At 64.5% G+C, this 25,041-nt stretch carries 21 protein-coding genes and 1 pseudogene; 8 read left to right on the forward strand and 14 right to left on the reverse strand.

Going from position 1 to position 25,041, the window contains the following annotated elements; translation table 11 throughout:
* Window positions 1-38: 38 nt before the first annotated feature.
* The 4 genes from glpX to QJT82_RS03150 all read right to left on the reverse strand — a co-directional run bounded on the left by glpX (window position 39) and on the right by QJT82_RS03150 (window position 4,188).
* Window positions 39-1,037: a class II fructose-bisphosphatase gene (glpX, locus tag QJT82_RS03135; protein WP_028332190.1), complete on the reverse strand. Its 999-nt coding sequence runs from the start codon at window positions 1,035-1,037 to the stop codon at window positions 39-41.
* A gap of 80 nt (window positions 1,038-1,117) precedes the next feature.
* Window positions 1,118-2,437: a homoserine dehydrogenase gene (locus QJT82_RS03140; protein ID WP_028342125.1), complete on the reverse strand. Its 1,320-nt coding sequence runs from the start codon at window positions 2,435-2,437 to the stop codon at window positions 1,118-1,120.
* Between the two features lie 38 nt (window positions 2,438-2,475).
* Window positions 2,476-3,696 carry an LL-diaminopimelate aminotransferase gene (locus QJT82_RS03145; RefSeq protein WP_016842955.1) on the reverse strand — a complete coding sequence of 407 codons (1,221 nt, stop codon included), beginning with the start codon at window positions 3,694-3,696 and terminating at the stop codon, window positions 2,476-2,478.
* Window positions 3,697-3,912: 216 nt separating this feature from the next.
* Window positions 3,913-4,188 (reverse strand): hypothetical protein, encoded by a 276-nt coding sequence (locus QJT82_RS03150; RefSeq protein ID WP_016842954.1) that lies wholly within the window; start codon window positions 4,186-4,188, stop codon window positions 3,913-3,915.
* A gap of 291 nt (window positions 4,189-4,479) precedes the next feature.
* On the opposite strand from QJT82_RS03150, the gene phaC reads away from it, so the two are divergent.
* A complete protein-coding gene (gene phaC / locus QJT82_RS03155) occupies window positions 4,480-6,288 on the forward strand; it encodes a class I poly(R)-hydroxyalkanoic acid synthase (RefSeq protein WP_028342126.1) in 1,809 nt (602 codons plus the stop codon).
* A gap of 73 nt (window positions 6,289-6,361) precedes the next feature.
* The gene (locus tag QJT82_RS03160; protein WP_028342127.1) at window positions 6,362-6,760 is read left to right on the forward strand and encodes an MAPEG family protein; all 399 of its coding nucleotides are present in this window, start codon (window positions 6,362-6,364) and stop codon (window positions 6,758-6,760) included.
* A gap of 50 nt (window positions 6,761-6,810) precedes the next feature.
* Here QJT82_RS03160 and QJT82_RS03165 read toward each other — a convergent pair whose 3' ends face one another.
* From QJT82_RS03165 to QJT82_RS03200, 8 genes and pseudogenes are all read right to left on the reverse strand, one after another.
* The gene (locus QJT82_RS03165) at window positions 6,811-7,401 is read right to left on the reverse strand and encodes a class I SAM-dependent methyltransferase (RefSeq protein WP_028342128.1); all 591 of its coding nucleotides are present in this window, start codon (window positions 7,399-7,401) and stop codon (window positions 6,811-6,813) included.
* Between the two features lie 14 nt (window positions 7,402-7,415).
* Complete coding sequence (gene argC, locus QJT82_RS03170; RefSeq protein ID WP_028342129.1) at window positions 7,416-8,396, reverse strand: N-acetyl-gamma-glutamyl-phosphate reductase; 981 nt, start codon at window positions 8,394-8,396, stop codon at window positions 7,416-7,418.
* A gap of 120 nt (window positions 8,397-8,516) precedes the next feature.
* Window positions 8,517-9,563, reverse strand: a complete 1,047-nt coding sequence (gene argC / locus QJT82_RS03175; protein ID WP_028342130.1) for an N-acetyl-gamma-glutamyl-phosphate reductase — start codon at window positions 9,561-9,563, stop codon at window positions 8,517-8,519.
* Window positions 9,560-10,234 carry an FMN-binding negative transcriptional regulator gene (locus tag QJT82_RS03180; RefSeq protein ID WP_028342131.1) on the reverse strand — a complete coding sequence of 225 codons (675 nt, stop codon included), beginning with the start codon at window positions 10,232-10,234 and terminating at the stop codon, window positions 9,560-9,562. The genes argC (QJT82_RS03175) and QJT82_RS03180 overlap by 4 nt, the downstream gene beginning before the upstream one ends.
* A 342-nt stretch (window positions 10,235-10,576) precedes the next feature.
* The gene (locus QJT82_RS03185) at window positions 10,577-11,566 is read right to left on the reverse strand and encodes an MBL fold metallo-hydrolase (protein ID WP_028342132.1); all 990 of its coding nucleotides are present in this window, start codon (window positions 11,564-11,566) and stop codon (window positions 10,577-10,579) included.
* A gap of 217 nt (window positions 11,567-11,783) precedes the next feature.
* Window positions 11,784-12,221 carry a tetratricopeptide repeat protein gene (locus tag QJT82_RS03190; protein WP_245288791.1) on the reverse strand — a complete coding sequence of 146 codons (438 nt, stop codon included), beginning with the start codon at window positions 12,219-12,221 and terminating at the stop codon, window positions 11,784-11,786.
* 18 nt (window positions 12,222-12,239) lie between these two features.
* A pseudogene (locus tag QJT82_RS03195) lies at window positions 12,240-14,434 on the reverse strand (DUF3857 domain-containing protein); the annotation flags it as partial.
* A gap of 141 nt (window positions 14,435-14,575) precedes the next feature.
* Entirely contained in the window at window positions 14,576-15,106 is a 531-nt protein-coding gene (locus tag QJT82_RS03200; protein ID WP_028332199.1) for a DedA family protein, read from the reverse strand.
* A gap of 189 nt (window positions 15,107-15,295) precedes the next feature.
* Between QJT82_RS03200 and QJT82_RS03205 the strand changes: the two genes are divergently transcribed.
* The 4 genes from QJT82_RS03205 to QJT82_RS03220 all read left to right on the forward strand — a co-directional run bounded on the left by QJT82_RS03205 (window position 15,296) and on the right by QJT82_RS03220 (window position 19,840).
* On the forward strand, window positions 15,296-15,664 hold the full coding sequence (locus QJT82_RS03205; RefSeq protein WP_028342133.1) for a hypothetical protein: 369 nt from the start codon (window positions 15,296-15,298) through the stop codon (window positions 15,662-15,664).
* 126 nt (window positions 15,665-15,790) lie between these two features.
* On the forward strand, window positions 15,791-17,851 hold the full coding sequence (parE, locus tag QJT82_RS03210) for a DNA topoisomerase IV subunit B (protein ID WP_028342134.1): 2,061 nt from the start codon (window positions 15,791-15,793) through the stop codon (window positions 17,849-17,851).
* Between the two features lie 228 nt (window positions 17,852-18,079).
* The gene (locus QJT82_RS03215) at window positions 18,080-18,871 is read left to right on the forward strand and encodes a hypothetical protein (RefSeq protein WP_028342135.1); all 792 of its coding nucleotides are present in this window, start codon (window positions 18,080-18,082) and stop codon (window positions 18,869-18,871) included.
* 198 nt (window positions 18,872-19,069) lie between these two features.
* Window positions 19,070-19,840, forward strand: a complete 771-nt coding sequence (locus QJT82_RS03220; RefSeq protein WP_016842941.1) for a glucose 1-dehydrogenase — start codon at window positions 19,070-19,072, stop codon at window positions 19,838-19,840.
* 36 nt (window positions 19,841-19,876) lie between these two features.
* On the opposite strand, the gene QJT82_RS03225 is transcribed toward QJT82_RS03220, so the two are convergent.
* Both QJT82_RS03225 and QJT82_RS03230 read right to left on the reverse strand, forming a co-directional pair.
* Window positions 19,877-21,121, reverse strand: coding sequence for an FAD-dependent oxidoreductase (locus QJT82_RS03225; protein WP_028342136.1), 1,245 nt, complete (start codon window positions 21,119-21,121; stop codon window positions 19,877-19,879).
* A gap of 72 nt (window positions 21,122-21,193) precedes the next feature.
* Window positions 21,194-22,690 (reverse strand): caspase family protein, encoded by a 1,497-nt coding sequence (locus QJT82_RS03230; RefSeq protein WP_028342137.1) that lies wholly within the window; start codon window positions 22,688-22,690, stop codon window positions 21,194-21,196.
* 230 nt (window positions 22,691-22,920) lie between these two features.
* Here QJT82_RS03230 and QJT82_RS03235 point away from each other — a divergent pair, with 230 nt between their 5' ends.
* Both QJT82_RS03235 and QJT82_RS03240 read left to right on the forward strand, forming a co-directional pair.
* Window positions 22,921-23,874 carry a helix-turn-helix transcriptional regulator gene (locus tag QJT82_RS03235; RefSeq protein WP_028342138.1) on the forward strand — a complete coding sequence of 318 codons (954 nt, stop codon included), beginning with the start codon at window positions 22,921-22,923 and terminating at the stop codon, window positions 23,872-23,874.
* A gap of 250 nt (window positions 23,875-24,124) precedes the next feature.
* Window positions 24,125-24,817 carry a helix-turn-helix transcriptional regulator gene (locus tag QJT82_RS03240; protein WP_245288789.1) on the forward strand — a complete coding sequence of 231 codons (693 nt, stop codon included), beginning with the start codon at window positions 24,125-24,127 and terminating at the stop codon, window positions 24,815-24,817.
* The last annotated feature ends 224 nt before the right edge of the window (window positions 24,818-25,041 follow it).

The following is a 25,041-nucleotide window of genomic DNA, read 5'->3' on the forward strand; positions in this document are numbered from 1 at the left end:
TCTGGTCCTTCGGACCATCCCGGAATGACAGCGTCTGTTTAATCCAGGTGGAATTTCTCGAGCTGCCGATGCTCGGCCTTGATGTAGCGCACGGTGCCGGTGACCGAGCGCATCACGACCGTCTCGGTCTCGATCACGTCCTTCTTGAACTTCACGCCAGTCAGCAGCGAGCCGGTGGTGACGCCGGTGGCGGCGAACAGGCAGTCGCCCTTGGCCATGTCCTCGATGCCGTAGATCATCTTCGGATCGGTGACGCCCATCTTGTGCGCGCGCTCGCGCTTTTCCTCGGTGTCGAGGATCAGGCGGCACTGCATCTGGCCACCGATGCAGCGCAGCGCCACCGCCGCGAGCACGCCCTCGGGCGCGCCGCCGGTACCGATATACATGTCGACGCCGGTCTCGTCGGGCTTGGCACAGTGAATGACGCCGGCGACGTCGCCGTCGGTGATCAGCTGCACGGCAGCGCCGGTCGAACGCACGCTGTTGATGATGTCGGCATGGCGCGGACGGTCGAGCACCAGCACGTTGATCGCGCTGGGGTCGACGCCCTTGGCCTTGGCGAGCCGGCGGACGTTGTCGGCCGGCGGCGCATCGAGCTCGATCACGTTCTTGGCGTAGCCCGGGCCGATCGCGATCTTCTGCATGTAGACGTCGGGCGCGTGCAGCAGCGTGCCGCCATCGGCCATCGCCATCGTGGCGATCGAGCCCGGCATGTTCTTGGCGCACAGCGTGGTGCCTTCGAGCGGGTCGACCGCGATGTCGACCTTGGGACCGGCGTTGAGGCCGACCTTCTCGCCGATGAACAGCATCGGCGCCTCGTCGCGCTCGCCCTCGCCGATCACGATGGTGCCCTCGATCGGCAGCTTGTTGAGCTCGCGCCGCATCGCATCGACGGCGGCCTTGTCGGCGGCCTTCTCCTGGCCGTGGCCGCGCAGCCGCGCGGCCGACACCGCCGCGCGCTCCGTCACGCGCACGATTTCGAGCGTCAGGATGCGCTCGAGCAGCATCTGCGGCGGAACGGAAATATGGGTCGACATCGGCGTACTCCTTAAGCCTCGGGGACAGGCCAGCCTGCCCGCATCAATCGTCTCACGCCCGACCCGTTTCAGGCCATGCGCTAGTTTTTCTCAATCCGGATCACCTGCGGCCGGCCGCTGATGACCTTATCGCGCTGCACTGCGGCCAATGCACGATGCACGGCATCCTCGCTGGTCGCATAGGTAATCAGAATGACCGGGACCGGTGAAGGTTTTTTGGCCGCACCGTTCACATCGACGCCATCGGGGTGCCGTTGCACGATGGATTCCAGAGATATCTTCTGTTCCGCCAGGCGGGTGGCGATTGTTGCGGCAGTGCCTGCAAGATCGCGCGCCATCAGGCGGATATAATAGCCACCCTCATGGCGTTCCATCGGCGCCTTGGTGGTGTCACGCAACCGCTCCACCGGCCGTCCGAACGGCTTGGCACGGATGCCGCGAGCGACGTCGGCGATGTCGGCGACCACGGCCGAAGCCGTCGCGCCGCCGCCGGCGCCGGGTCCCACCAGTGTGATCGGCGGAATCCCCTCGCCGTCGATCGCGACCGCATTGGTGACGCCCATCACCTGCGCAATCGAGGATGATTTCGGCACCATGGTCGGATGCACGCGCTGCTCAATGCCCTTTGCCGTGCGCACCGCTACACCGAGCAGCTTGACGCGGTAACCGAGTTCCGCGGCGGCCTTGAGGTCTTCCGGCGTGATCGAGGAGATGCCTTCGACATAAACCGCGCTTTCCGCGACCTTGGTTCCGAAGGCGAGGCTCGCCAGGATTGCGAGCTTCTGCGCGGTGTCGTGACCATCGACGTCGAACGACGGATTGGCTTCGGCATAGCCGAGACGCTGGGCGTCCTTCAGACACTCCTCGAACGACAGGCCCTCCTGCTCCATCCGGGTCAGGATGTAATTGCAGGTGCCGTTGAGGATGCCGTAGACGCGGTTGACGCTGGTGCCGGCGAGGCCCTCGCGCAGCGTCTTGATGACCGGGATCGCCGCACCGACCGCCGCCTCGAAATTCAGCGCGCCGCCGTGCTTCTCGGCCGCCGCCGCAAGGCGCAGTCCATGCTTGGCGATCAGCGCCTTGTTGGCGGTGACGACCGACTTGCCGGCCTTCAGCGCGGTCTCGATCGCGGACAGCGCGGGATCGCCGGCGCCGCCCATCAATTCGACGAAGCAGTCGATATTGGGATCTTCGGCGAGCGCCTCGGGGCTCTTCGCCCAGGCGATGCCGCGCAGGTCGAGGCCGCGCTTCTTGGCTTTCGAGCGCGCCGTGACCGCGACGACGCGAACGCCGCGGCCGCTGCGCTCGGCCAGCGCCCGTCCTTGCGTTTCGATGAGGCGGACGACATCGGCACCGACGGTGCCGAGCCCCGCTATGCCCACGTTCAGGGGTGCGACCATGGATTTAAGGGACCTGGAGATTAAGCAACCTGGAAGGATTAGCGTCGGTTGGCGAGAGGAACGACGTTGTGCAACGTTTCGATGCCGCTTTCAAGGAAGCGGCGCACGCCGCGCGCGGCCTGCCGGATCCGCTGCTCGTTCTCCACCATCGCGATGCGGACATAGCCCTCGCCATGCTCGCCGAACGCCACGCCGGGCGACACCACGACGCCGGATTTCTCCACCATCAGGGTCGCGAACTGCATGCTGCCGACCGCCTCGAACGCCTTGGGCAGCGGCGCCCAGGCGAACATCGAAGCCTGCGGCGGCGGAATGTCCCAGCCGGCGCGGCCGAATGACTCGACCAGCGCATCGCGGCGCTTGCGGTAGGTGTCGCGCATCTCGCGGATGCAGTCGTCGGGACCGTTCAGCGCCGCGGTCGCCGCCACCTGGACCGGCGTGAACGCACCGTAATCGAGATAGGATTTGACGCGCGCCAGCGCCGCGATGATCCGCTCATTGCCGACCGCAAAGCCCATGCGCCAGCCGGCCATCGAGAACGTCTTCGACATCGAGGTGAACTCGACGGTGACGTCGATCGCGCCGGGCACCTGCAGCACCGATGGCGGCGGATTGTTTTCGTCGAAATACACCTCGGCGTAGGCGAGATCGGACAGGATGAAGATGTCGTGCTTCTTCGCGAACGCGACGAGGTCCTTGTAGAAGTCGAGGTCCGCGACATAGGCGGTCGGGTTCGACGGATAGCAGACGATCAGCGCGATCGGCTTCGGGATCGAATGGATGATCGCCCGCTCGACCGCCTCGAAGAACTGCGGCGTCGGCTCCGAGGGCACCGAGCGGATCACGCCGCCCGCCATCAGGAAGCCGAACGCATGGATCGGGTAGCTCGGATTGGGGCACAGCACGACGTCGCCGGGCGCCGTGATCGCCTGCGCGACGTTGGCAAACCCCTCCTTCGAACCGAGCGTCGCAACCACCTGGGTGTCGGGGTTGAGCTTGACGCCGAAGCGGCGCGCATAATAGGCGGCCTGGGCCTTGCGCAGGCCGTTGATGCCGCGCGAGGCCGAGTAGCGGTCGGTCCGCGGCTTGCCCAGCGTCTCCTTGAGCTTCTCGATCACATGCGGCGGGGTCGGCAGGTCCGGGTTCCCCATGCCCATGTCGATGATGTCGGCCCCGGCGTTGCGCGCGGCCGCCTTGGCCTGGTTGACCTTCTCAAAGACGTAAGGCGGCAGACGGCGAATGCGGTAAAAATCTTCCATGGGACCCTTGCTCCGACAACCGCGATGCCAGAATCGACCCCCTTGGTCCAGTTTGCGGAAGCCGGCTCGGCCTCTGACAGAAATCGCACTGAATCAATGACTTAGAGCGAATTCAGGCGCACGATCTGGGGGCTGCGGCCGGATCTGCGGTTGAACTGGGTTTCTTTTAGCACGGACACCGGGCGGCGCCAGCGCTGATCGGCCGTTTGTCGGGCGCTACTTCCCGCTTTGGGCGGCCGTCGAGGCCTGCCGCGCGCGCGCGGCAATCAGCTCCTGCTCGATCTTGGCCTGGTCCGCCGGCTTGATCGTCGGATCGGCGCGGTCGGGCGGAAGATCATGGACCGGCAGGTAGCCGCCGGCGTCCTTCTCGCGCGCCGGCGCATCGGCCGGCATTGTCATATCGGCGATCGTGCTCGAGCACCCGCTCAGCGCCACCAACGACGCGAGCAGCACTGCGGCCGCGAGCCCCCTGTTCATTCGATCGATCGGCATGCGCCGAATTGTCCCCAACAAGCTAGCGCGCACGTCGCACGTTGCCGACACGGGTCGCACTGGTACGAGCCTTGCAGCGTCCCCGCTGCGTTAATTCCGACTTTAGCGTTTCAAACCATTGTCGCCCGAAACGCTTAAAGCGGGAACACCAAAAGCGACCCCTGAGGCTTCAATATGACGGAACAAAGATTTTTTCTCGCACCGCAACAGAGCGAAATGCTGGATTTTGACTGATTTTCATTGCCGCACCGCGCGATGACGCCCTCCAAACGACGCGATATTGTACCTCAGATGAGCAACGTTAGTACCGACACCCAGACCGCCCCGAAATTCAACGCCGAAGCCTTCGCCATGAACATCGCGCGGGCCATGGAGAGCAGCGGCCAGGCGCTGGCAGCCTATCTCAAGCCGCGCCAGTCGGGAGAAGTCCGCGACAAGCCGCCGAATGAGCTCGGTGAGGTGATCAAGACCTTCAGCGTGATCGCCGAATACTGGCTGTCCGACAAGGAGCGCGCCTCGTCGCTGCAGATGCAGCTCGGCAAGGACTACCTCGATCTCTGGGGCTCGGCGGTACGCCGCATGGCTGGCGAGGCCGATGCCAGGCCGGCGATCGCCCCGGCCCCGCGCGACAAGCGCTTCCAGGATCCGGAATGGAAGTCGAATCAGTTCTTCGACTTCATCCTGCAGCTCTATCTGCTGACCTCAAAATGGGCGCAGCAGCTGGTCCATGACGCCGACGGGATCGATCCCCACACGCGCAAGAAGGCCGAATTCTACGTCCAGCAGATCACCAACGCGCTGGCGCCGTCGAACTTCGTGCTGACCAATCCGGAGGTGCTGCGCGCCACCGTCGAGACCAATGGCGACAATCTGGTGCGCGGCATGAAGATGCTGGCCGAGGATATCGAGGCCGGCCACGGCACGCTGCGGATCCGCCAGTCCGACTCGAGCAATCTCGAAGTCGGCGTCAACATGGCGACGACGCCGGGCAAGGTGATCTTCCAGAACGAGCTGATGCAGCTGATCCAGTATTCGCCGGCGACCGAGAACGTGCTGCGCACGCCGCTGCTGATCGTGCCGCCCTGGATCAACAAGTTCTACATCCTCGATCTGCGCCCCGAGAAATCCTACATCAAATGGTGCGTTGACCAGGGCGTCACGGTGTTCGTGATCTCCTGGGTCAATCCGGACAAGGAGCTCGGCAAGAAGACCTGGGCCGACTACATGACCGAAGGCCCGCTCACGGCGATGGACGTGATCGAGAAGGTCACCGGCGAGATGAAGGTGCACACCGCCGGCTATTGCGTCGGCGGCACCCTGCTCGCCTCGACGCTCGCCTATCTCGCCGAGAAGCGCCGCCAGCGTGTGACATCGGCGACGTTCTTTGCCGCGCAGGTCGACTTCACCCATGCCGGCGATCTCCTGGTGTTCGTCGACGAGGACCAGATCTCGGCGCTCGAACGCGACATGCAGGAATCCGGCGTGCTCGAGGGCAGCAAGATGGCGATGGCCTTCAACATGCTGCGCTCGAACGACCTGATCTGGTCGTATGTCGTGAACAATTATCTGAAGGGCCAGACGCCCTCCTCGTTCGACCTGCTGCACTGGAATTCGGATGCGACGCGGATGCCGTCGTCGAACCACTCCTACTACCTGCGCAACTGCTATCTGGAGAACCGGCTGTCGACCGGCACCATGGTGCTGGACAACACGCTGCTCGATCTGTCGAAGGTGAAGGTGCCGGTCTACAACCTCGCCGCCCGCGAGGATCACATCGCGCCGGCGGAATCGGTGCTCTACGGTTCGCAGTTCTTCGGCGGCCCGGTGAGATATGTGCTGTCCGGCTCCGGCCATATCGCCGGCGTGGTCAATCCGCCCGCGTCGAAGAAGTACCAGTACTGGACCAACGACAACATCAAGGACATCAAGCTCGCCGACTGGCTGAAGGCCGCCGAGGAGCACAAGGGCTCGTGGTGGCCCGACTGGCGCGGCTGGCTGGAAAGCCATGATCCGGAGACGGTCCCGGCGCGCATGGTCGGCTCCAACGGCACGCAGGTGCTCGAGGACGCCCCGGGCAGCTATGTCCGCGTCCGCGCGTAGCGCCAAGTCTCCCGCTCAGCTATAAACAGACGGTCCCGACGGTCGGGAATCGAATTCACGTGAGGGGGAGACGATGACGCGCGAACTGTTCTGGCTGTCGCTGACGGTGATCCTGACCGGGCTGCTGTGGATTCCCTACATCATCAACCGCTGTCAGGTTCGGGGCCTCTCCGGCGCCATGGGCAACCCCTCGCGCAACGACAAGCCGCACGCGGAATGGGCCAACCGGCTGATGTTCGCCCATGACAACGCGATCGAGAACCTCGTGATCTTCGCGCCGCTGGTCCTGATCCTCAATGCGGCCGACTATTCCACCAAATGGACCGTGCTGGCCTGCGCCGTCTATTTCTGGGCCCGCGTCGCCCACCTGATCGTGTACACGCTCGGCCTGCCGGTGTTCCGCACCCTGGCCTTCACGGTCGGTTTCATCGCCCAGGCGGTGCTGGCGCTCGCGATCTTCAAGATCGTCTGATCCAAATATTCCCGCCGGTTGCGGCGACAGCCGCGCCGGCGCGGCATCAACTACCCGCTCTTCCGGACCACGATATGCAGCATCGTCGCGGGCGCCTCGTCAAAGCTCTTGATCTCGCTGGTGTCGGACGAGACTTGCGTCCACGCCCCTGACGAGGCGTAGGTCGCGGCGAGCCAGTCCGCCGCGGGATAATTGTAGTAACGGCCGATGCTGTCGCGGCCATCGCCATGGCCGATCTTGTAGCTCGCGTAGAAAACGCCACCGGGTTTCAGCGCCCGATGGATGCGGCCGATGATGCCGGCCAATTCGTCGCGCGGCACGTGCAGCAGGCAGGCGCTGGCCCAGACGCCGTCATAGGCTTCGCGGTCCTCGAGCTCATCGAACAGCATCGCCTCGACGGGATGTTTGATGCGGCGCGCCGCGACCTCGGCCATCTCGGGCGACCCGTCGGTCGCACGCAGCACAAAGCCTTCGGCGAGCATGACCGCGGCATGATTGCCCGCGCCGCAGCCGAGTTCGAGAATCGCGCCGCCCGGCGGCAGCAGCTTCAGAAAGCCGATCAGCCGGGTGGACGGGGCTTTCGCCCACCCGGCATAGGCCTCGGCATTGCGCCGATAGAATTGCAGCGTGGCGTCGTCCACGATCCGCTTCGCCGTCAGCTGTCGGCCAGCCCGAGCATCAGCCGCATGTTCTGGACCGCGGCACCCGAGGCGCCCTTGCCCAGATTGTCGAGCCGCGCGACCAGCACCGCCTGACGGTGCTTGTCGCTGGCGAACACGTAGAGCTCGAGCTGGTTGGTCTCGTTGAGCGCTTCCGGCTCGAGCCGCCCGCCCTTGGCGGCCTCGTTCTGCAGCGGCATCACCGAGACATATTTGCTGCCGGCGTACCACTTCGCGAGAACCGCCTGCAGGTCGGCACCATCAGGCTTGCCCGGCAGCGCGTCGAGTTGCAGCGGCACCGAGACCAGCATGCCCTGCCGGTAGTTGCCGACCGACGGGATGAAGATCGGCCTTCGCGTCAGATGCGAGTAGAGCTGCATCTCCGGGACATGCTTGTGCTCGAAGCCGAGGCCGTAGAGCTCGAAGGCCGGCGCCGAGCCGTCCTCGAAGCTGGCGATCATCGACTTGCCGCCGCCCGAATAGCCGCTCACCGCGTTGACGGTGACCGGATAATCCGCCGGCAGCAGGCCGGCATCGACGATCGGCCGCAGCAGCGCGATCGCGCCGGTCGGATAGCAACCCGGATTGGAGACCTTGTTCGCGTGACGGATCTTGTCGGCCTGGTCGGGCGCGAGCTCGGGGAAACCATAGGCCCAGTCGGGCGCAACGCGATAGGCCGTCGAGGCGTCGAGCACTTTTGGCGCGGCATTGCCCATCGTGTCGATCAGCGCCACGGTCTCCTTGGCAGCCTCGTCAGGCAGGCAGAGGATCACGAGATCCACCTCCTCCATCAGCGCGCGCTTGGCACCGGCGTCCTTCCGCTTGTCCTCGGCGATGTGCTTCACCGCGACGTCGCCGATCGAGAGCAGCCGCTCCTGGATACCGAGGCCGGTCGTGCCGGACGCGCCATCGACGAACACGGTGGCCTTGGTCGCACCGCTTTTGGTTTTCGGTTGGTTGGTGTCGGTGAGGGTCATGGCACGTTCCTTTCGAGCTCGTTCGTTTCGTTTAACACATCTGGCCGCGCCTGCGCCGCCAACGGGGATGGGCAGTTATCCTTAGATGGAGCGCCCCTCGCCAGCGACAACAACCTCCGCTCATGGAAACAGCGCGATCTGCTCCAGTCCGGTGGTTTCGGGCAAGCCGAACATCAGGTTCATGTTCTGGATCGCCTGTCCGGCCGAACCCTTCACAAGATTATCGAGCGTCGAGAGCACGATGGCGCGGTTCTTGATCCGGTCGGCGACGACGCCGATCTGAACATAATTCGAACCACGCACGTTCTGCGTCTGTGGCAGCACACCCTTCTTCGTCACATATACGAACGGCTCGCTGGCGTAGGCCCTTTCCAGCTCGGCGCGCAAATCGTCCGGCGTAGCCCCGTTGAGCTTGACATAGGATGTGCAGAACTCACCCCGCGCCATCGGAATGAGATGCGGGGTGAAGTTCACCGTCACAGCCGAGCCAGCGGCCGCGCCAATCTCCTGCTCAATCTCCGCCGAGTGTCGATGGCTTCCGATCGAATAGGGCGACAACCCTTCGCCGGCCTCGCTGAACAGCGTGTTCTGCTTCAGTCCGCGTCCGGCGCCGGTGACGCCCGACTTTGCGTCGATGATGATGTCGTCGACGTCAATCAGCTTTGCCTTCGCCAGCGGAACAAGCGCCAGCAGCACCGCCGTCGGATAGCAGCCGGGACAGGCTACCAGCCGCGCGGCCGTGACCTCCTCCCGGTAGAGTTCGGTCAGCCCATAGACCGCCTCGTCCTGCAATTCGAGCGCCCGGTGCTCATGGCCGTACCATTGCGCATAGCTGTCTTTGTTGCGCAGCCGGAAATCCGCGGACATATCGAGGATCTTGATTCCGGGATTGGCTTTCAGCACCGCGGCGATGATCTCTTGCGTCGTCCCGTGCGGCAGTCCGCAGAACACGGCATCGAGCCGCGTCCAGTCGACCTTTTCCCATTCCACGAGTTTTGGCAGGTCGAGCATGAAGAAGTGAGGAAACACCTCGCTCATCGTCTTGCCGGCATGGGTGTTAGCGGTAAGCGCGGTGATTTCGGCATTCGGGTGCCGCGCCAACAGGCGCACCGCGTCGGCGCCGGTGTAGCCGGACGCGCCCAAAATTCCGATTTTCTTCTTCGTCATTGCTCGCTCCTCGGAAGCGTAGTCATCTCGGTCTGTATCACCGCGAAAGCCTGCGGGCGCACCTCGCGCATCAAGGCCGCGATGTCCCGGGCACCGGCTTCGGCCTGCAAAGCGAGCGTGTTGCCGACCGCTGCGAAATCGGTTTCAGACTTGTGCTGGTTCAGCTTGAAGCTGCCCTCCACCTCTTCCACCATCATCTCGAGGCCCACGATGGCCTTCTTCATGGTTTCCAGCCTCGCGGCGGTCATCTTGCCCGACACCCACGGCTTTTTCGGCAGCAGCCGGTCCTCGAACTTGGCGCTCAGTGCGTCGATCTGAACGGCAAGCTCGTCATCCGACAACGTCCGCACCGGCCCGGTCAGATGCACCGCCTGATAGAGCCAGGTCGGCACCTGATCGGGTGACACGTACCAGTCCGGCGAAACATAGGCGTCGGCGCCGGTGACGGCCAGCAGCCAGGACGTGCCACCCGCCAGCTTTACCAGCGGATTGTGACGGGCAACATGAAACAGCGCCCGCGGCGTGCCGTCGGCGGCATAGGTCAAGTAGAACGGGAGCGCGGAGGCGATCGGCTTGCCGCCGTCCCACGCGCAGGCCATGCCGAAACCGCGCGCTTCCGCGAAGGCAAGGCTCGCGGCGCGGTCAGGCTTGAAGGGCGGTGGCGTATACATGATTGATGCTCCTGCATGACGAAGGAGCCGCCAGAACGAACCGCGTGTCTTTTTTCAGGAGAGCGCCGCGGGATCAGGTCCGGCGGCAGAGGCGATGGTCTTAAACGCGAGCGACCGCCCATACCGCGATAATGCGGCGGCGGCGGGCAATGATGATGGTCGCGGCGTTGATCATGGGCGCGGCTATAAGGCCGCGCCCGCTTGACGTCAAGATGTTGCTTGTCATTCCGGGGCGCGCGCCCTGCGCGCGAACCTCAGATGCGCAATTGCGCATCGGGGAATCCAGAGATTGCGGCGCGAGATTCCGGGTTCGATGCTACGCATCGCCCCGGAATGACGAACCTAGATCGCCGGATTCCACGGTGCCGGCACGACGCGATAGCCGCCGCCGTCCTTCACCACATGGCCGAGGCCCGGGAACGGATAGTGGAAGCCCTGCACCTGGAGCCGCTCGGCAACCACCATGTCGTAGATGCGGCGGCGGGTCTTCTCCGCCACGTCGCCGTCCTGGTCGAAGAACGCATGCCAGCCGGGGTTGGTCGCGAACAGGTTCGGATTGTTGGTGACGTCGGACTGGATGAAGACCTTGTCCGAGCCCGAGGCCAGCACGTAGGAGGTATGACCCGGCGTGTGGCCGACGGTCTCAACCGAGGTCAGGCCCGGCGCGATCTCCTTGCCCCACTCGTAGGGCGTGACCTTCTTGTTCAGGCCGGCCTCGAAGATATTGCGGTTGTTCTTGAACAGGCCCTGCATGCGGCCGGCCGGCGCCCGGCTCATCTCGCCGTCGTCCATCCAGAACTTCCACTCGGTCGCCGGCACCAGCACCTCGGCATTCGGGAATGCCGGCGCGCCTTCGGCGGTCAAGAGGCCGTTCACGTGGTCGCCGTGGAAGTGCGAGATCACGACCATGTCGACATTCTTGGGATCGAAGCCGGCGGCGACGAAATTGTCGGCGAACAGGCCATTGGCGCCCTTCGTGCTGGCCTTCGCCAGCGCGCCATTGCCGGTGTCGATCACCACCAGCTTGCCGCCGGTGTTGAGCACCAGCGGCGCGAACCAGATCGTCATTTGGTCGCGCGGCATGAACGCCTTCTCCAGTGCTGCGTTGACGTCGTCGCGTTTCGCGTTCGGGATGAATGAATCTTCCAGCTTGAAGACATTCTTGCCGTCGGACACCACGGTGACGAGGATGTCGCCGACCTTGTAGCGATAGAAGCTCGGCGCCTGCTTGTCGGCGAGCGGCGCCACAGCGGCCGCAGGAACGGCTGATAGCAACGGTGCGGCGGCGATGCCGGCAGCGCCGGCAAGAGCATGACGTCGTGTCAATTCCATGTGTTGTCCTCCCAGTGAAGCGGCGCCCAATAAATTCGCAGTTGGTAGGCGAGGATGTATCAGCCTTTCGATGCCCGCGCGATGACGGTTGCGCGACTTGGCCATCGTCCGGGCTAACCCCTGCGCCGCGGCCTTATTCCGAGGCCGACGGCCGGCAACGGCTCTCGCGGCGATGGGTCGGATGCGCTGGCGCACGGTCGTCGGGCAGATCAGGAGCTCAAAGACCACCGAAGAGTTGGCGCAGGTGGCCCAAAATTCCGCCGCCTCCCAGCAATCCCGCGAGGCGCGTGCGGGCGAGCGCATTACCGCGATCGGACGCCCTGCTGTACCACTTGGCGGCTTCCTGGATGTCCTTCGGAACACCCGTGCCGCTCTCATAGGCATATCCCAGATTGTACTGGGCCTCACTGTCGTTCTGATCGGCGGCAACCCGAAGCAGCGCGATGCCCCGGGACAGGTCGAGCGGCAAGCCGCGGCCCTTGATGTAAAGCAATGCGAGATTCCCCTGCGCCCAAGCCGAGCCCTGATCGGCAGCCTTCGAAAACCAGGTCGCAGCTTGCTGATAGTCCTGGGCGAGACCGGCGCCATCCCGATAGAGGCGCGCGAGGTGGTCTGACCGAAGACATCGCCCTGTTCGGCTGCCTTGGCGTACCATTGGGCTGCGACCTTCTCGTCACGCGCGGTGCCAAGCCCGTACTCAAATGCGTAGCCTAGCTTCCCCTGGCTGTAGGAATCGCCCTGCTCGGCGGCCATCAGAAACCAACGGATCGCTTCGGCGTAGTTGCGCTCGACGCTGTAGCCGCTTTCGTACATGTACCCCACATAGGATTGAGCTTTGGCGTTGCCATGCTCGGCATGCGGTCGGAGCAGAGCCATCGCGCGCGCGTAGTTTTGCGCCTGATACGCGTTCACGCCATCGGTAAACTCGGCGCTGATTTCCGTAACGAGCGGCACCGGTTTCGGCGTCAATCCGATCGGCCCGTATTTGAACTCCGCGAACTTGTCCAAGCCAGCCTTGATCGCCGCAGCAAATTCCGCCGGACAGACCGCAGCGTCGACGGTGAACCGCACCAACGCGCTGGAGCGAATCGTGCGGCCGTTTAGCGTGGCGGTCGCGTTGACCTCGATGCGCCCCGTCGCGGCGCCGTATGCCGTGCTGCCGCTGAAACTCTTGCTATAGATGACCGGCGCTGGCTTTTCGTAGAAGTTGGTTCCCTCAGGTACGGTGAGCGAACTGGTCTCCCGATATTCCAGCGAGCGGCACGGAAAGGCCCGGTCGGTTGGCCCGCTGGTGGCGAGCAGCAGCAGCGAGGGGCGCGGGTCAGTCAGGGGCAGCATCCTGATCCGCTCGAGATGATTGAGGCCGACGGGCTTGGTGATCTGGAAGTTCGCGGTTATCGCATAGCTGTCGGACAGGTCGCGCGGATTCGGGAAGCTGTAGTCGCCCGTACCGCTCAGCCCCGCCTGCTCGATCAGCTTCCTGGCGCCGTTCTGACGGTCCCCCGCGTCAAGGCCGAGTGCGACGGATCGTCCAACACTTGCTCCCAGTCCATTACCGGACAACACCGAGCGCGCCTGACGTGTACCATCGCTGTGCAGCGTGTATTCCGTATCCGCAGCCAACACGAAGCGCTGCGGTGCCGTCACCGGGATACGGCCGATCGTCCCCTTGTCGATGTTGAGCGCGGGTTTGCCGCCGAGGTTCGGCGGCAGGGAATCGAACGCCACCAGCGACGAGGTCGGGTCGAGATAGCGGTCGATTGCCGGAACATAGACAATCGCGTGGTCGAAATTCTGCGTCGCGACCTGCGTCAGCGTGTACTGCAGGCCGGCATTCACCACGACAAGGTTGGCTTCGATCCCCTGAACCGCGAGCAACGCCTTGAGGATCGCCGCATGCGCCTTGCAGTCACCGTAGCGCGCCGCGAGGACTGCGGATGCGGGTTGCGACGTCAAACCACCATCCTCGAGCCCGATCCCAACGTACCGGATATTCCGCGCGACCCAGTTGTGAATTCGTTCAACTTTGCTTCGGGCGTCCGAGGCGTCGCCGACGATCTCGGCAGAGAGCTTTTCCAAATTCTCGTCAGGCTGCGCCATCGGCGCGTTACGGGCGTTCAACACCGCCGCAAAAGTTGCATAGTCCGCGAAGGTGCTGACCTCGAACCGCCGGGCATCGTCGAATGTCGCCGCGTCCATCTCGCGCGGCCTCGGCGTTTCTTGCCTGAAGAGAACATGATGGACGATCCGGTCGCCTCGCCTCTCCTCTTCATGTTCGACATTGCGCAACCCGACATGCAACGGCTTCGACGCGGGCGCATCGAGCGTGAGCTCCATTACCTCGCGAGGTTGATCCGCCATCTGGCTCCAGTAGCCCGCAAATTCGCCGGGAAACACGGCTCTCTTCGCCTTGTAGATCAACCGCCCCTTGACCTTGTCGCCGGGAGCGACGTCCGGATAAGCAACCAACCGCTGCCGCTGCTCGTCAAAATAGGGAGAGGAGCCATCCGTCGAGTCCGGCTGGTCTCGGATTGCGCGTTCGTCGACCGCAATGACCCGGCCGTCGGCTTTCAACGTAGCGAGCTCGCTGGATGACAAGTCGTAGAAATAGCTGTTGTAGCGGAAGGTTCGTCGAGCGAGCGCCTCGGCCCCCTTCTCATCGAGCGCTTGGGCTTCGAAATCGAAGATAGTCGTGCTCAGGCCCTGCTCGTCGAAAGTAATCGCATAGCGGCTGATCGTCCGCCGCCAGCCCGGATCGATCCAGACCCGGTGCGGGTCCGCAGTCGTTGAAGCCGATTTATCGGCTGCAGCGAAGCTCAACGGCGTCAGTAGCAATAAAGCGAAGAGGAGACAGATGCGCGCAATCATGGTGATGCAAGCCCGACGACGACCGAAACGTCGGCTGTTGAGCTAGCACCGCGAGATTACCGTCGCCTCGCCGGGATAGAAAAAGTTTTAGGTTTCTCTTTTAGCGTGTAGGCGCCCGTCCGATGTCGCGGACTGTCGGCGCTACACGACCCGCCACACCCACTCGATGGCATGCGCAATGACGTCGCCGAACAACAGCAGTGCCGCCGACCAGACCAGCGCGGAGACGAAATTGGCGATCTGGAATTGCCAGTACGACATCTCGAAAATGCCGGCCGCGAGCGGCACCGAGGCGCGCAGTGGACCGAAGAAGCGGCCGATGAAGATGCTGGGCACGCCCCAGCTCTTCACGAAGGCCTCGCCGCGCGGCAGGATCTCCGGGTAGCGCGACAGCGGCCACATCTGCGCGACCTGCTCCTTGTAGCGGTAGCCGAACCAGTAGGAGACCCAGTCGCCGAGTGCAGCGCCGACGCCGCCCGCGATCCAGATCGGCCAGAAGCTGATCCCGCTGACGCCGATCAGGGCGCCGATCGCGACCAGCGCGCCCCAGGCGGGAACCAGCAATGAAATGAAGGCGAGCGATTCAGCGAACGCCAGCAGCATGACGATCGGAGCGGCCCAGGCCTGGTGATGGCGCACGAATTCGGCCAGGGCCCGCGCAAGGTCTTCCATCTCGTCGTGTGCCTTCCCGCTCCGTTGAACCTCGAATGAACCTTTCTAGCGGCACGCAGCCTAAGAACAGGTAAGCCAGCCGATTGCGTGACATCAAGTCACAAAGGCGGGGATCGAGCGTGATTTCCCGTAAGGCCCCTGAGGTCCGGACTGGCAGGCATCTCCCTCACAAGAAAAAGGAAATACCGGATGATCGGATCGCTGATGATGTGCGTGAGCGTTCTCGTCCTGCTGTTCGGAATGCTCGCGGGCATCGCCATGGGTATCCAGCACGACTTCACGTTGGGACCGGCGCATGCGCATCTCAATCTGGTCGGCGGCGTGCTGCTGTTCCTGTTCGGCCTCTACTACCGGCTGGTGCCGGAAGCGGGCAGCATGCCACTCGCCAAGATCCAGGGCTGGCTGCATATCGTCGGCGGCGTCCTGTTCCCGGCCGGCGTTGCCGCCGTGCTGATGAAGGGACCGTCGTTCGAGGTGGCGCCGATTGTCGGGTCGCTGCTGGTGGTCGCCGCCATGGCCCTGTTCACGGTCGTTGTGTTCCGTACCTCGAAGGCGTAATCGCGGTCTCCTATCTATGGGGATGGCCGGGCTCCAGGGCGCGGCCGTCCCCATAGGCAGCCCATCCGTGGCATAGTCAGAGCAACCGATTCGCCGCGCCGTGACCGGCGCGCCACTTGAAGAACCATGGCCAAATCATTGAAATCGAACGCCAAAAGCAAATCTGCCGACGATCTGTTCGAAGCCCCGGAGCCGAAGGGACGCGCCCCGGCGAAGGCTGCTTCGCGATCCGCTGGAGGCGCGGAAGCCGGCTATACGGCGGCTGACATCGAGGTGCTGGAGGGTCTGGAACCGGTCCGCCGGCGCCCCGGCATGTATATCGGCGGCACCGACGAGAAGGCCCTGCACCACTTGTTCGCCGAGGTGATCGACAACTGCATGGATGAGGCCTTGGCCGGCCACGCCACCTTCATCGACGTGGAGCTGACCGCCGACGGCTTTCTGACCGTGACCGACAATGGCCGCGGCATTCCGGTCGACCCGCATCCGAAATTCCCGAAGAAGTCGGCGCTCGAAGTCATCATGTGCACGCTGCACTCGGGCGGCAAGTTCGACTCCAAGGTCTATGAGACTTCGGGCGGCCTGCACGGTGTCGGTGTTTCCGTGGTCAACGCCCTCTCCTCGCGGCTCGAGGTCGAGGTTGCGCGCAGCGGCCAGTTGCATCGCATGACATTCGAGCGCGGCCATCCCAAGGGCAAGCTCGAAGACCTCGGCAAGGTCAACAACCGCCGCGGCACGCGCATCCGCTTCAAGCCGGACACCGACATCTTCGGCGCCAAGGCGGCGTTCAAGCCGCAGCGTCTGTTCAAGATGACGCGCTCGAAGGCCTATCTGTTCGGCGGCGTCGAGATTCGCTGGCACTGCGACCAGGAGCTATTGAAGGGCGTCGAAGATGTCCCGGCGGAAGCCAAATTCCACTTCCCCGGCGGGCTGAAGGATTATCTGGCCGCGGCGATCCACGCCGACACCCTGGTGCATCAGGATATCTTCTCCGGCAAATCCGGCCGCAGCGGCGCGCATGGCGCGTGCGAATGGGCGGTGGCCTGGACGGCCGATGCCGACGGCTTCCTGTCGTCCTACACCAACACGGTGCCGACACCCGACGGCGGTACGCATGAATCCGGCCTGCGCAGCGCATTGCTGCGCGGCCTCAAGGACCACGCCGAACGCGCGGGCCAAGGCAAGCGTGCGGCCTCCATCACCTCGGAAGACGTGATGGTGGGCGCGGCCGTCATGCTCTCGGTGTTCGTGCGCGAGCCTGAATTCCAGGGCCAAACGAAAGACCGCCTCGCCACCGCCGAAGCGCAGCGGATCGTCGAACAGGCCATGAAGGACCCGTTCGACCACTGGCTGTCAGGCAATCCCAACCAGGCCAACCGGCTGCTCGATTTCGTGATCGATCGCGCCGAGGAGCGGCTGCGCCGCCGCCAGGAAAAGGAAACCGCGCGCAAGACCGCCGGCAAGAAGCTGCGCCTGCCCGGCAAGCTCGCCGATTGCTCCGATGCCGGTACCGAAGGTTCCGAGCTCTTCATCGTTGAAGGTGACTCGGCCGGCGGCAGCGCCAAGCAGGCGCGCGACCGCAAGACGCAGGCCGTGCTGCCGCTGCGCGGCAAGATCCTCAACGTCGCCTCTGCCGGCAAGGACAAGCTGACCGCCAACGCGCAGCTCTCCGACCTCGTGCAGGCGATCGGCTGCGGCACGCTCGCGCATTACCGCGAAGAGGATCTGCGCTACCAGCGCATCATCATCATGACCGACGCCGACGTCGACGGCGCGCACATCGCATCGCTCCTGATCACCTTCTTCTACCGGCAGATGCCGCGGCTGATCGACGAAGGGCATCTCTATCTGGCGGTTCCGCCGCTCTACAAGCTGAAGCACGGCACCAAGTCGATCTACGCCCGCGACGACGCGCACAAGGATGAGCTGCTGAAGAGCGAATTTAATGCCAATGCCAAGGTCGAGGTGAATCGCTTCAAAGGCCTCGGCGAGATGATGCCGGCGCAGCTGAAGGAGACCACGATGGATCCGGCCAAGCGCACGCTGCTGCGCGTGGTGCTGCTGGCCGACGATCGCGAGGGCACCGCCGACTCGGTCGAACGGCTGATGGGAACCAAGGCCGAAGCCCGCTTTGCCTTCATCTCCGACAAGGCCGAATTCGCCAGCGACGACCTGCTCGACGTCTAGGCCCAACCGTTTGATCTGAAATGAGTTTCCGGCCGCCTCCAGATTGGGGGCGGCCGTTGCCATTTGCCTGTTCGGAGAGCCCCCGGCGGCTTCGTTTTCGGCCGGTTGTGTCCCACCAGCAACAGCATTTCCGGTGGAACCACGTATAGTCCGACCATGAGTTTCGGGAATCGGTGCCAGCGCACTCCCCTGAGCGACCTGATCGAACGCTAAGTCGAGGATTTGGATATGAAGAAGATTTTGCTCGCTCTGACCGCGGTTGCTGCGATGACGGCCTCGGCGTCGGCTGCCGACCTGGCCGCCCGCCCCTACACCAAGGCTCCTGCCCCGCTCCCGGTCGCTCCGAGCTGGACCGGCTTCTACATCTTCGGCGGTGGCGGCGGCGGCGTCTGGGATGCTGACACCGGCGTTCAGTCGACCGCCACGGGCGCTCCGATCCTCGGCTTCAACCAGCGCCAGGGCGGTGATGGCTGGTTCGGCACCGTCGGTGCCGGTTACGACTGGCAGACCGCCAACAGCTGGGTCATCGGCGTGTTCGCCGACGGTCAGTTCGGCAGCCTGAAGGGCACGATCCAGGATCAGGGTCCGTTCGTCGCCGGCAACATCAAGAACGACTACAGCTGGGCCGCTGGTGCGCGCCTCGGCTATCTGATCGCTCCGAACGTTCTGTCCTACGTCAACGCCGGTTACTCCAGCTCGCACTGGAAGGGCACCACGCTGTTCAACACCGCGTCCGCTCTTCCCTCGGGCCTGCACACCAACGGCTTCGATCGCAGCGGCTGGTTCGTCGGCGGCGGCGTCGAGAACAACCTGAACATCTTCGGCATCACCGCGCCGGGCTGGTTCATGAAGACCGAATATCGCGCCGCTTACTACGACAACAAGAACATCTCCGAGCTGGCCGACGGCACCAACATCTCGAACGGCCGCGACATCACCTTCAAGCCGTTCGTCCAGACCATCAGCACCTCGCTGGTCTACCGCTTCAACTGGACCGGTCCGGTTGTTGCCAAGTACTGAGCTGTGCGTACTGATCGCTGCTGAGATAGCAGACCAAAAGCCCCGGCATCGTCCGGGGCTTTTTTGTTGCCCGAACGTCCCGGGATCGCGCCACGCGCAGGCCCGCCGGCGCAGGGCGGACCGGCTGTGGCTGGTCTGGTCAGTGCCGTGACGATCGGGCACTCTCGCGCCCGGTTCAAACCTCAGCGGACAACAACAATGAAAAACGGACAGTTTGATCTCTCGGGCCGGGTCGCCATCGTCACCGGCGGCAATGGCGGCATCGGGCTTGGCATGGCGCGCGGCCTGGCGGACGCCGGCGCTGCGGTTGCCGTGGTCGGCCGCAACGAGGCGAAGTCGAAGGCCGCCGTCGAGGATCTCGGCAAGCGCGGCGCCAAGGCAATCGCGGTGGCAACCGACGTGACCGACAAGGCCGCCGTCGCGGCCATGGTCGAACGGGTCGTTCGCGAGCTCGGCCGGATCGACATTCTCGTCAACAACGCCGGCATGAGCATCCGCAAGCCTCCGCACGAGCTCGAGCTGGAGGAGTGGAGCAAGGTGATCGACACCAACCTCACCAGCGCGTTCATGTGCTCGAAGGCGGCCTATCCGGCGCTCAAGGCGTCGGGCCACGGCAAGATCATCAATATCGGCTCGATGATGTCGATCTTCGGTGCGAGCTTCGCCGCGGCCTATGCCGCGAGCAAGGGCGGCATCGTGCAGTACACCCGCGCCTGCGCCAATGCCTGGGCTCCCGACAACATCCAGGTCAACGCCATCCTGCCCGGCTGGATCGATACCGACCTGACCAAGGGCGCGCGCCAGCAGGTGGCCGGGCTGCACGAGCGTGTGCTTGCGCGCACGCCGGCGGCACGCTGGGGGGCGATCGACGACTTCGCGGGCATCGCCGTGTTCCTGGCGTCGCCGGCGTCGGACTTCGTCACCGGCACCGCGATCCCCGTCGACGGCGGCTATTCGGTGATGGCCTGAAAACACGAGCTCTCTTCCCATCGCGCGACGCGCAGTTCAGCCCGCGGCCGGCGAATGCACGTGCTCCGGCCGTACCCCGATGGCGACCAGACGTGCGGTGAGGCCCTGCAGCCAGGGCATTGCCGTGATCAACCGCAGCGGTAACGGCACCGGCTGATCGCCGGCCTTCAGCGCCGCGCTGATGATGTTGTTCTGCGCAATCACCTGCATGCGCTGCGTCACGCGCACCGGGAATTCGCGGCGACGCCGCACCGCATCGAGTTCGTCTTCCGACGGCACGCCGTGAACGAGCTTCGCCGCCAGGATGTTGGCGGTCGCGACCGCATCCTGCACCGCGAGGTTGACGCCGACGCCGCCGATCGGCGACATCGCATGCGCGGCGTCGCCGATGCAGAGCAGGCCGGGACGGGTCCAGCGCGTCAGGCGATTGATCGCGACCGTGAGCAGCTTGACGTCGTCAAAGCTCTTCACGTCGGCAATGCCGGCCTTGAGGATCGGCGCCAGCCGCAGCACGTCGTCGAGCAGCGCCGGCAATCCCCTCGCCTTCACGGCCTCGTATTGGCCCTTGGCGATCACATAGGCGCATTGCCAGTAGTCGCCGCGATCGAACGTCACCATCATCTTGCCGTGCTCGACGCGGGCGAACAGATTCTCGGTCTCATCCGGACGCCGCCCGACGCGAAACCACAAGACGTCCATCGGCGCGCCGATCTCCTCGACGTCGAGGCCGGCGCGCTCGCGCACGATCGAATGACGTCCGTCGCAGCCGATGGTGAGATCCGCTTCGATCTCAACCGGGCCATCGGGCGTGTTTGCAAGCACGCCCGCGACAGCGTCGCCGCGCAGGATCAGATCGGTCGCCTCGGCCTTCATCAGCACCTTCAGCGAAGGGAAGCGCCTGCCGCTCTCGCGCAGGAAATTGAGGAAGTCCCACTGCGGCATCATCGCGATGAAGGGATATTTGACGCTGAGGCGACGGAGGTCGGCGATCCGCACCGAGGTGCCGCCGAACATGCCGTCGAGCGTCTGAATGTCCTGATGCGGCAGCTTCAGGAAGCCGTCGATCAGGCCGAGTTCGTCCATCACCTGTAGGGTCGACGGATGCACGGTGTCGCCGCGGAAATCGCGGAAGAAGTCGGCGTGCTTCTCCAGCACCACGACATCGACCCCGGCGCGTCCGAGCAGATAGCCAAGCATCATGCCGGCCGGCCCGCCGCCGACCACACAGCAGCGGACCCTGATCTGACGCGTGTTCGGCCCTGCCGGATTGCCTGCATCCATGATGCCGTCCTCTCCGCTGCCTCGCCCTTCAGGACCCGATTGTAACGCGGATCTGGCGGCAAGGATGCAAGGCTAACGCCTGAAGGTCTTGATTTCCGACACGCTGCCGTCGCGATAGGTCAGCTCGACCGAGACCGCCTTGGTCTGCGGCGCCAGCTTCAGATAGGGCTGCGCGTCGGACGGGATCGCGCTGGGATCGCGCGAATAGCAGGGTGGCATCTTCAGGACCTTGTCCGGCACCGCGGTGTCGATGCCGATGCGCACCTCGCGGATCGCGCAGCGATACGACATCAGGTGCGTATAGTAGACCAGCAGCCCGTTGAACTCGCGGAATGACAGCCAGCTGGTCGCGGTCATGTCGAGGATCTTGCGCTGGTCGCGGATCAGCGCGGCGTCGGGATCGAACTTGATCGGGAACGGCCCCTGCATCATGCCTTGCGTATCGACATAGCGTATCTCGATCGTGGCGGCCGGCGCATCGGCCGGCAGCTCCACCGACGGATTGGGCATCCGCTTGCGCGTGCGCGGATCGAGCGTGTCGATGAAGCCGGTTTCGCGGAAATCGCCGCTGTCGCCGATCCGCCAGGAAATCCCGAGCGTCGGATCGGCGATCGAGAACACCACGGTCCAGCCGCCATTGTGCCGCGAGAAGCTCGCGATCGGCGCGTTGATCGAATCCTCCTTCGGCAGCTTGGGCACCGCGACCGGCGGCAGCGCGGCCACCTGCTGCGGCGGCGCGGACGGCCTGGCCGCCTCGGCCTGCCCCTTGGCGATCCCGTTCAGGAAGACGTCGTCGACCATCTGGTCGAAATAGACCGGGATCTGCTTGTGCTTCACGGTTTCGGCCATCTCGCTGACCAGGCGCCGCGTGCGCTGCGCGACCTGCACGAGATTCTCGCCGGGCTGCAGCAGCTCCTTGGCGAAGGTCCGCGTGAACACCGAATTGGGATTGGCATCGTCGTTCGAAAGACGGTCGAGCGCGGTCTGGCGCGGCCCCGCCGAAAACACCGAGAACACGCCCTCCGGCAGCTGCGTCATTGGCGCGAGGCCACCGCCGCCGGCGACCGCGCGCGTGCCGGCGCGCTCGAACGGATTGTTGCGGCAGGCGTCGAACACCAGGATCGAGGTCCGGGCCTTCTTGTTCTGCAAGCGCTCGACGATGCGGTCGGCGAGAACGGAGGCGTCGCGCACCAGTTCCTCCTGCCCTTCGGTGGCGGCCGGGACGTCGGTCGGCAGCAGGAAATTCTGGCCGGCGATCTCGAAGCCGTGGCCGGCATAGAAGAAGAACGCGGTATCGCCGGGTTCCACGGCGCGGTCGAACGCGAGCAGCGTCTCGGAGAACGCCTGCCGGTTGAGGTTCTCGGCCACCATGACGCTGAAGCCGAGCTGCTTCAGCGTGTCGCCCATGGTGCGGGCGTCGTTGACCGCCTTCTGCAGCCTGGGCACGTTCCTGTAGTCATTGTTGCCGATCACCAGCGCGACGCGCTTTTCGGCCTGGGCGGGCGCGGCCGATGCGACAAATGCAACTGCCCAAAGGATCGCCGAAACTCTCGAAAGCCAACTCTTCATCCCGTTTTCCCGCCTGCACGACAAGTACGCCGCCCGTACGACCGCCGCCTAATAGTCGGAGCAGCCGTTTGGCCGGTTCAAGGCCGACCGCGGGCGGCCGTTCCGGCCGGCCACGCCAGGCCGAAATGAGGGGGCCGATCCGTCTTAGGTCAAGTTTCTTTTTACGGCCCGCGTGATAGATTTGTGGCTCCATCCGGCTCGAGCTCTCCGCACGTCGCAACGGCTTTTCCGTGCACACATGGTCTACTGATCAAGTCGATCCCAAGGATCGCTTCGACTATTGGCGCGAGGTCCGCGCCAAGGGGCTGTTCGGCGTCACCGCCGAGCTGGAAGCCGACCGGCGCCGCGACTTCTTCGGCGAATTCTCGCTGCGCAAGCTCGGCGATGCCGGGCTGGTCGAGTTGCGCGCCTCGCCGTACCGCGTCGAGCGGCGCACGGGCGACATCGCCGACGCGGCCAGCGACAGCCTGTGCATCTACCAGCAGCTTGGCGGCGGCGGCTGGTTCGGCGGCGCGCGGCTCGATGAATTCGCCGTTCGCGACGGCATGTTCGCGACCAGCTATTCGGACCTGCCCTATCGCACTGTCCCGCTGCACGACGACGGCTTCCACCTGCGCATCATCAAGGTCCCGGTGGCGAACATCGTCCCGCCGGGCGCCGAGCTCGGCGAACTCGTCCCCAGGCCCATGCAGGATGAGACCGCGCTGCGGACCCTGCTGGAATCATGCTTCCGCGACCTCATCGAAAGCAACGATGCCGGGGCGGCGGGCACGGCTCGAATGGTGCAGGCGCTGGCCCATATCGCGCTGATCGAGCGCGGCATCATGCGGCCGAAGAGCCGGCTCGCGCAGCAGGCCTTGCGAACCGCCCATTTGTCGCTGGCCCGCCGCCTGATCCGGCGCCATCTGGCGCGTGCGGCGCTGTCGCCAACCCTGATTGCCGGCCTGCTCGGCATCTCGGTCCGTCACCTGCACATCTTGTTCGAGGAGACCGAGATGAGCTTCTCGGAGACCGTCACCACGCTCCGGCTCGAACAAAGCCGCCGCCTGCTCCGCGAGCAGCCGAGGCAAACGATCGCCGAGGTCGCCTTTGCCTGCGGCTTCGAGAGCCTTGCGACGTTCTACCGCCTCTTCAATGCATCCGAGTCCATGACGCCGGGCGACTACCGCGCGCAAACGGCCTGAGCGCCCGTCCGGACTGGCCGGGACACCGCGCTCGCAATTTGCCGTGGCTCGGCCGCCCCCTTCACCTCCTTGAATTTCACACCGCCGCGCGATCCGACCTTCGCTGAACCGAAGTGATCAGCCTGCGCGCATTGAGAAGATATTTTCCGGCCATTTCGCCAGAACCACTGCGGCGCTTCGTCCGGGTTCGGCACAGCAAATTTCCTTACCGGCGACGCGCGCTCTCATGCAGAGCAAGGGATCAGTCACGATGCGCGGTAAGCACGGGGATCACAGCCAGGAAACGCTAGCTACAGGCGCCACGCGCTTTCCTCTCCATGCCGCGGACCTGCGGGCGGATCAAATCCAGGCATCTGAGCCTGCCCGTCAGGGATCACCGGCGACCAGCAATCGCGGCTGGGCGCCGCTGCTCGAAGCCTGCCTCGCCGACTTCAAGGAAGCGACGGAGGCCGGTGATACCGCGAGCATTCCTGCGCTGGTCAAGATCGTGGCGGACCTTGCGCTGATTGAGCGCGGCGCGATCAGGCCGGGCAGCCGCCGCGCGCAGCAAGCGCTGCGCGTCGGCCGGCTCAGCCTCGCGCGCCGCTTGATCACGCGTCACCTGGCAAAGCCGGCGCTGTCGCCAAGCATGGTCGCCGAGATGCTCGGCGTCTCGGTGCGCTACCTGCACGTTTTGTTCGAAGCGACCGGGACCAGCTTTTCGCAGACGGTCACCGCCCAGCGCCTGTGCGAGAGCCGAAGGCTGCTTTGCCAGAAGCCGCCGCGGCCGATCGCCGACATCGCCCTCACCTGCGGGTTCGGCAGCCTTGCCACCTTCTACCGGATCTTCGGCGCATCCGAAGGCCGGACGCCCGGCGAATTCAGGATGAAAAACAGCGTGGAAGCCCCCGTGGCGGCCTCGCCGTCCGGGGCCGGGGTCGTGATTCATTTGACCGCCAAATGACGAGAAAGACGCTTATTTCAGTCAAAACGTTAAGCTTTTTGGGCTATCCGGCCGGTTCCAAGATTGACTTTACCGGTTTCGCCCCTATGTTGCGAGGCAACGCGGCCCTCGGATCGAAGCGCGATTCGTCAGGTTTGCCGTCCGTCAGCGTTAGTCAGAGCCCCCGAGCTTTATAGAAAAGCGAGCCGTTTCGGGGCCGAACGCGACAGCCTTTTACCTGCGAT

This window comes from Bradyrhizobium sp. Mp19, from assembly GCF_029952935.1.
Classification (GTDB): domain Bacteria; phylum Pseudomonadota; class Alphaproteobacteria; order Rhizobiales; family Xanthobacteraceae; genus Bradyrhizobium; species Bradyrhizobium elkanii.

What these genes read in the sequence shown, in the direction of transcription:
- QJT82_RS03140 (WP_028342125.1), bottom strand. Translation starts at nt 2,437, where the DNA reads ATGGTCGCACCCCTGAACGTGGGCATAGCGGGGCTCGGCACCGTCGGT.
- glpX (WP_028332190.1), bottom strand. Translation starts at nt 1,037, where the DNA reads ATGTCGACCCATATTTCCGTTCCGCCGCAGATGCTGCTCGAGCGCATC.
- argC (WP_028342130.1), bottom strand. Translation starts at nt 9,563, where the DNA reads ATGACGAAGAAGAAAATCGGAATTTTGGGCGCGTCCGGCTACACCGGC.
- QJT82_RS03160 (WP_028342127.1), top strand. Translation starts at nt 6,362, where the DNA reads ATGACGCGCGAACTGTTCTGGCTGTCGCTGACGGTGATCCTGACCGGG.
- phaC (WP_028342126.1), top strand. Translation starts at nt 4,480, where the DNA reads ATGAGCAACGTTAGTACCGACACCCAGACCGCCCCGAAATTCAACGCC.
- QJT82_RS03220 (WP_016842941.1), top strand. Translation starts at nt 19,070, where the DNA reads ATGAAAAACGGACAGTTTGATCTCTCGGGCCGGGTCGCCATCGTCACC.
- parE (WP_028342134.1), top strand. Translation starts at nt 15,791, where the DNA reads ATGGCCAAATCATTGAAATCGAACGCCAAAAGCAAATCTGCCGACGAT.
- QJT82_RS03200 (WP_028332199.1), bottom strand. Translation starts at nt 15,106, where the DNA reads ATGGAAGACCTTGCGCGGGCCCTGGCCGAATTCGTGCGCCATCACCAG.
- QJT82_RS03215 (WP_028342135.1), top strand. Translation starts at nt 18,080, where the DNA reads ATGAAGAAGATTTTGCTCGCTCTGACCGCGGTTGCTGCGATGACGGCC.
- QJT82_RS03150 (WP_016842954.1), bottom strand. Translation starts at nt 4,188, where the DNA reads ATGCCGATCGATCGAATGAACAGGGGGCTCGCGGCCGCAGTGCTGCTC.
- QJT82_RS03240 (WP_245288789.1), top strand. Translation starts at nt 24,125, where the DNA reads ATGCGCGGTAAGCACGGGGATCACAGCCAGGAAACGCTAGCTACAGGC.
- QJT82_RS03190 (WP_245288791.1), bottom strand. Translation starts at nt 12,221, where the DNA reads ATGGTACGCCAAGGCAGCCGAACAGGGCGATGTCTTCGGTCAGACCAC.
- QJT82_RS03185 (WP_028342132.1), bottom strand. Translation starts at nt 11,566, where the DNA reads ATGGAATTGACACGACGTCATGCTCTTGCCGGCGCTGCCGGCATCGCC.
- QJT82_RS03145 (WP_016842955.1), bottom strand. Translation starts at nt 3,696, where the DNA reads ATGGAAGATTTTTACCGCATTCGCCGTCTGCCGCCTTACGTCTTTGAG.
- QJT82_RS03225 (WP_028342136.1), bottom strand. Translation starts at nt 21,121, where the DNA reads ATGGATGCAGGCAATCCGGCAGGGCCGAACACGCGTCAGATCAGGGTC.
- QJT82_RS03180 (WP_028342131.1), bottom strand. Translation starts at nt 10,234, where the DNA reads ATGTATACGCCACCGCCCTTCAAGCCTGACCGCGCCGCGAGCCTTGCC.
- QJT82_RS03205 (WP_028342133.1), top strand. Translation starts at nt 15,296, where the DNA reads ATGATCGGATCGCTGATGATGTGCGTGAGCGTTCTCGTCCTGCTGTTC.
- QJT82_RS03230 (WP_028342137.1), bottom strand. Translation starts at nt 22,690, where the DNA reads ATGAAGAGTTGGCTTTCGAGAGTTTCGGCGATCCTTTGGGCAGTTGCA.
- argC (WP_028342129.1), bottom strand. Translation starts at nt 8,396, where the DNA reads ATGACCCTCACCGACACCAACCAACCGAAAACCAAAAGCGGTGCGACC.